The sequence below is a fragment of the Hydrogenophaga sp. 70-12 genome, from assembly GCF_001897365.1.
In the GTDB taxonomy this organism is placed as follows: domain Bacteria; phylum Pseudomonadota; class Gammaproteobacteria; order Burkholderiales; family Burkholderiaceae_C; genus Hydrogenophaga; species Hydrogenophaga borbori.
This window is the reverse complement of record NZ_MKSS01000231.1, coordinates 1-4,777: the sequence shown is the minus strand read 5'-3', so window position 1 is coordinate 4,777 and position 4,777 is coordinate 1. Positions and strand designations below refer to the sequence as shown.

Sequence of the window (4,777 nt, the reverse complement as noted above, 5' to 3'; positions counted from 1 at the left end):
CGGGTTGCGTGTGAATCGAGTTTCGCACGACCGTTCGTTTTTTGCGTGTCGAGGCGGCGACAAGCCGCCGGCCTGCCTCATTACACTCCCGCCCCATGCCAGCGCGCCCAGCCCGTCCGATTGTCATCCTCATCTCGGGCAGCGGCTCGAACATGGCCGCCCTGGTGGAGGCGTCGGCGCGGGATCGCTGGGGCGAGCGCTTTGGCGCGGGCGTGGTGGCGGTGCTGAGCAACCGGCCCGACGCCGCCGGCCTGGCCTGGGCCCGCGAACGCGGGCTGGCCACCGCGGTGGTCGACCACCAGCGGCACGCCGACCGCGAGGCCTTCGACGCCGCGCTCATGGCCACCATAGACGCCCACGCGCCCGCGCTGGTGCTGCTGGCGGGCTTCATGCGCATCCTCACGCCGGGCTTCGTGCGCCACTACGAGGGCCGGCTGCTCAACATCCACCCCAGCCTGTTGCCGGCCTTCCCCGGCCTGAAGACGCACCAGCGCGCCATCGAGATGGGCTGCCGCGTGGCCGGCGCCACGGTGCACCGCGTCACCGGCGAGCTCGACCATGGCGAGATCCTGGCGCAGGCGGTGGTGCCCGTGCTGCCCGGCGACACGGCCGAGGCGCTGGCGGCGAGGGTGCTCACGCAGGAGCACCTGATCTACCCGCGCGCCGTGGAGCGCTGCCTGGCGGGCGGCTGAGGGCCCGCCGGGGCGGTTCAGCGCCCGCTCAGCGCGAGCTTGGCCGCCATCAGCGCGAAGGCGGCCGAGAAGCCGCGGCGCAGCGCGTCCTGCGTGCGCCGCGAGGCCAGCACGCGCTGGCGGAAGGCGTCGGCGAGCGCACCGTAGGCCACGAACACGGCCAGTGTCATGAGCATGAAGACCGCGCTCAACACGGCGAACTGCCGCATGGGCGCCGGGTTGGCCGGGTCCATGAACTGGGGCAGGAAGGCGAAGAAGAACAAGGTCAGCTTGGGGTTGAGCGCGTTGACCAGCACCGCCTTGACGACCAGGCGCAGCGGCGACTGCGGGGGCGTGCCCGGGGCCGCGGCGGCGAAGGCCGAGCGGTCGCGCCAGGTCATCCAGGCGAGGAACAGCAGGTAGAGCACGCCAGCCAGCTTCAGCAACTGGAAGGCCAGGGCGCCCGCGTGCATCACGGCGGCCAGGCCCAGCGCGGTGGCGGCCATGTGCGGCAGGATGCCCAGGGTGCAGCCCAGCGAGGCATAGGCGCTGGCGAGCCGCCCCTGAGACAGGCCCGTGGAGACGGTGAACAGCACGCCCGCGCCGGGCGTGACCACCACGACGGCGGAGGTGAGGAGGAATTCGAGGCTGGGCATGCGGCGCTCCGGGTGTCGACAGGGCGGCCCGATGAACCGGGCCCTGGGCGAATCCTGGCGCGCCGCGCGCGGGCCGTCTTGAACGTTATTGCAGCCAGGCGCGGCGCCAGGCGCCGGGGGTGAAGCCGAAGCAGCGCACGAAGTGGCGGTTCAGGTGGCTTTGGTCGGCGAAGCCGCAGGCCAGGGCGGCCTCGCTCAGGGGCGTGCCGGCGGCGATCAGCGCCCGCGCACGGCCCAGCCGCTGCTGCAGCAGCCAGGCCAAGGGCGGCAGACCGTGCGCGCGCGCGAACTGGCGCACGAGCTGGAAGCGCGACAGGCCGGCCAGGCCGGCCAACTCGTCCAGGCCGGGCGCTCGCTCCAGGCCGTCGAGCAGGCGCTCGCGCGCCCGGGCCAGGCCCAGGGTGTCGAGGCCGGATTCGCCCGGCTGGCGGTTGCCGTGGCGCTGGGCCAGCAGGCCGCAGGCGCTGGTCAGGGCCTCGTCCCAGAGCGCGTGATCCGCGGCAGGGGCGCTGCCGTCCCAGCAGAGGAACAGGCGGTGGATGGCTCCGTGCAGGAGGGGGTCGTCGAACACCGGCTGGGTGATCTCGTGGCCGGGCCGCAGGTCGGACAGCGCGGCCATGGCCTCGGGGCTGACGTGCACCATGCGCCAGCGGCGCGCCTGTTCGCCGATGGGCAGGCCGTCGTGCACCTCGCCGGGGTTGGTGGCGATCAGCTTGCCGGCGGTCGCGAGCACCGGGCCGCGGCCGCTGGCGGACCGGTGGGCGCCTTCGTCCATCACGCCGAAGCCGAAGCTGTCGTGCCAGTGCCGGCCGAAGCCGCGGGCGCTGTGCGTCAGCACGGCGTGCACGCCGGCCATGGGGCCGGGCCGAACCTGGACGTGATGGATGGGCGCCGTCACATGGACTTGTGGAAGACCAGCCCCGCGTGCTCGCGCATGGCGTGGAACCTGATTTTCGGCCAGTTGGCCTCGACCGCGCGCAACGTCGCCATGTGGTCCAGCAGCACGGTGGGCGCGTCCACCGCGTCCAGCGCGACGCGGTGGGCGTTGGCGTCGATGAAGCGCTTGAGCTCCTGCTCGCCGCCGTCCTCGGGCGCGCAGGTCACCCAGCGCGCCACGTTGTACGAGCTGCCGGTGATGCGCGCCTTGACGCCGTACTCGTGCTCCAGGCGGTGGGCCACCACCTCGAACTGCAGCTGGCCCACGGCGCCCAGCAGCAGCACGCTGCCGGCCACCGGGCGGAAGACCTGGATCGCGCCTTCCTCGCCAAGCTGGGTGAGGCCGGCGCGCAGCTGCTTGCTGCGCAGCGGATCGGCCACCTCCACGCTGCGGATGATCTCGGGCGCGAAGAAGGGCAGGCCGGTGAACTGCAGCGCCTCGCCCTCGGTCAGGGTGTCGCCCAGCTGCAGCACGCCGTGGTTGGGGATGCCGATGATGTCGCCCGCGAAGGCCTCGTCGAGCAGCTCGCGGCGCTGCGACAGGAAGCTCACCACCGTGTTGGGGCGCAGCTCCTTGCCGCTGCGCACCACCTTCAGGCGCATGCCGCGCTCGAAGTGGCCGCTGGCCACGCGCACGAAGGCGATGCGGTCGCGGTGCGCCGGGTCCATGTTGGCCTGGATCTTGAAGACCACGCCGCTGAACTTGCGCTCCTCGGGCTCGACGGTGCGCTGGATCGCCGGCCGCGGTCCGGGCGGCGGCGCCAGGTCCACCAGCGCGTCCAGCACCTCGCGCACGCCAAAGTTGTTGACGGCCGAGCCGAACAGCATGGGCGTCTGATGCCCGCCCAGGAAGGCCTGCTCGTCGAAGGCGGGCGAGGCGCCCGCCACCAGTTCCAGCTCGTCCTTGGCCTGGGCGAACTCGCTGCCGAAGCGCGTGGCGCTCTCGGGGTTGTCCAGGCCGGCCAGCACCTCTTCCTCGCCGCCGCGCTTGTCGTCGCCGGCGGCGAAGACGCGCATCTGCTCGGCGCGGCGGTCGTACACGCCACGGAAGGTCTTGCCCATGCCCACGGGCCAGGTGAAGGGCACCACCGTCATGCCCAGCTCGCGCTCGATCTCGTCCATCAGGTCCAGCGGCTGCTGCACCTCGCGGTCCATCTTGTTGACGAAGGTGATGATGGGCGTGTTGCGGGCGCGACAGACCTGCAGCAGCCGGCGCGTCTGCGGCTCCACGCCGTTGGCCGCGTCGATCACCATCAGCGCCGCGTCCACAGCGGTCAGCACCCGGTAGGTGTCCTCAGAGAAGTCCTGGTGGCCGGGGGTGTCCAGCAGGTTGATGACGCAGTCGCGGTATTCCATCTGCATCACGCTGGAGGCCACCGAGATGCCGCGCTGCTTTTCGATCTCCATCCAGTCGCTGGTGGCGTGGCGCGCGGCCTTGCGCGCCTTCACGCTGCCGGCGATGTTGATCGCGCCCGAGAAGAGCAGCAGCTTTTCGGTGAGCGTGGTCTTGCCCGCGTCGGGGTGGGAAATGATGGCGAAGGTGCGGCGCCGGCGCACCTGGTCCTGGATTTCAGACATAGCCCTCGATTATCCCAGTGGGACAATACCGCCCCCATGCACCCCAAAGCCCTGCTCGACGAATGCACCGCCCTGGTCGAGGCCGTGTTCCGTTTTGACCACCCCGCCGACGCCGTCGTCGCCCGCCATTTCCGCGAGAACAAGTCGCTGGGCCCGCGCGAGCGTGCCACCCTGTCCGATACCGTTTACGCCGCGCTGCGTGAGCGCCTCAAGTTCGAATGGCTGGCTCGGTCGGGCAGTGGCTCCAAGTGGCGCCGCCTGGCCATCCTGGGCTTCTCGGGCGACCGCGATTTCCTCAAGAGCGCGCTGAGCGAGCCGGAAAAGGTCTGGTTGGACGCCTGCGCCCAGGTGCGCGAGGACGAATGGCTGGCGCCGCACCGCCACAACCTGCCGCAGTGGCTGGCCGACGCCCTGCGCGCGCAGGTGGGCGAGGGCTTCGACGAGCTGGCCGCGAGCCTGCTGCAGCCGGCGCCGCTGGACCTGCGGGTCAACGCCCTGAAGGCCAAGCGCGAGGCGGCGCTCGCCGCGCTGCGCGCCGCGGGCCTGAAGGCCGAGCCCACGGCGCATTCGCCCTGGGGCATCCGCCTGCAGGGCAAGCCCTCGCTGGCCCGGCTGCCGGCCTTCGTGAACGGCGAACTCGAGGTGCAGGACGAAGGCTCGCAGTTGCTCGCGCTGCTGCTCGACGCCAGGCGCGGCGAGATGGTGGTGGACTTCTGCGCCGGCGCCGGCGGCAAGACCCTGGCCATCGGGGCGACCATGCGCAACACCGGTCGCCTCTACGCCTTCGACACCTCGGCCCATCGGCTCGACGCGCTCAAGCCGCGCCTGGCGCGCAGCGGCCTGTCCAACGTGCACCCCGTGGCCATCGCGCACGAGCGCGACGAGCGCATCAAGCGCCTGGCCGGCAAGATCGATCGGGTGCTGGTCGACGCGCCG

At 71.9% G+C, this 4,777-nt stretch carries 5 protein-coding genes; 2 read left to right on the top strand and 3 right to left on the bottom strand.

Annotated features, from left to right (window positions below; translation table 11 throughout):
* Nucleotides 1-95 precede the first annotated feature (95 nt).
* Nucleotides 96-692: a phosphoribosylglycinamide formyltransferase gene (gene purN / locus BGO22_RS13325; RefSeq protein ID WP_070400616.1), complete on the top strand. Its 597-nt coding sequence runs from the start codon at nucleotides 96-98 to the stop codon at nucleotides 690-692.
* A gap of 17 nt (nucleotides 693-709) precedes the next feature.
* Here the strand turns inward: purN and BGO22_RS13320 are convergent, their stop codons facing one another.
* From BGO22_RS13320 to BGO22_RS13310, 3 genes are all read right to left on the bottom strand, one after another.
* Nucleotides 710-1,327, bottom strand: a complete 618-nt coding sequence (locus BGO22_RS13320) for a LysE family translocator (RefSeq protein ID WP_070400615.1) — start codon at nucleotides 1,325-1,327, stop codon at nucleotides 710-712.
* Between the two features lie 85 nt (nucleotides 1,328-1,412).
* Nucleotides 1,413-2,183: an AraC family transcriptional regulator gene (locus BGO22_RS13315; RefSeq protein ID WP_070400614.1), complete on the bottom strand. Its 771-nt coding sequence runs from the start codon at nucleotides 2,181-2,183 to the stop codon at nucleotides 1,413-1,415.
* A gap of 38 nt (nucleotides 2,184-2,221) precedes the next feature.
* Nucleotides 2,222-3,841: a peptide chain release factor 3 gene (locus tag BGO22_RS13310; RefSeq protein ID WP_070400613.1), complete on the bottom strand. Its 1,620-nt coding sequence runs from the start codon at nucleotides 3,839-3,841 to the stop codon at nucleotides 2,222-2,224.
* Between the two features lie 36 nt (nucleotides 3,842-3,877).
* Here BGO22_RS13310 and BGO22_RS13305 point away from each other — a divergent pair.
* A partial coding sequence (locus BGO22_RS13305; protein WP_286851238.1) for an RsmB/NOP family class I SAM-dependent RNA methyltransferase occupies nucleotides 3,878-4,777 on the top strand: 900 nt, incomplete at its 3' end.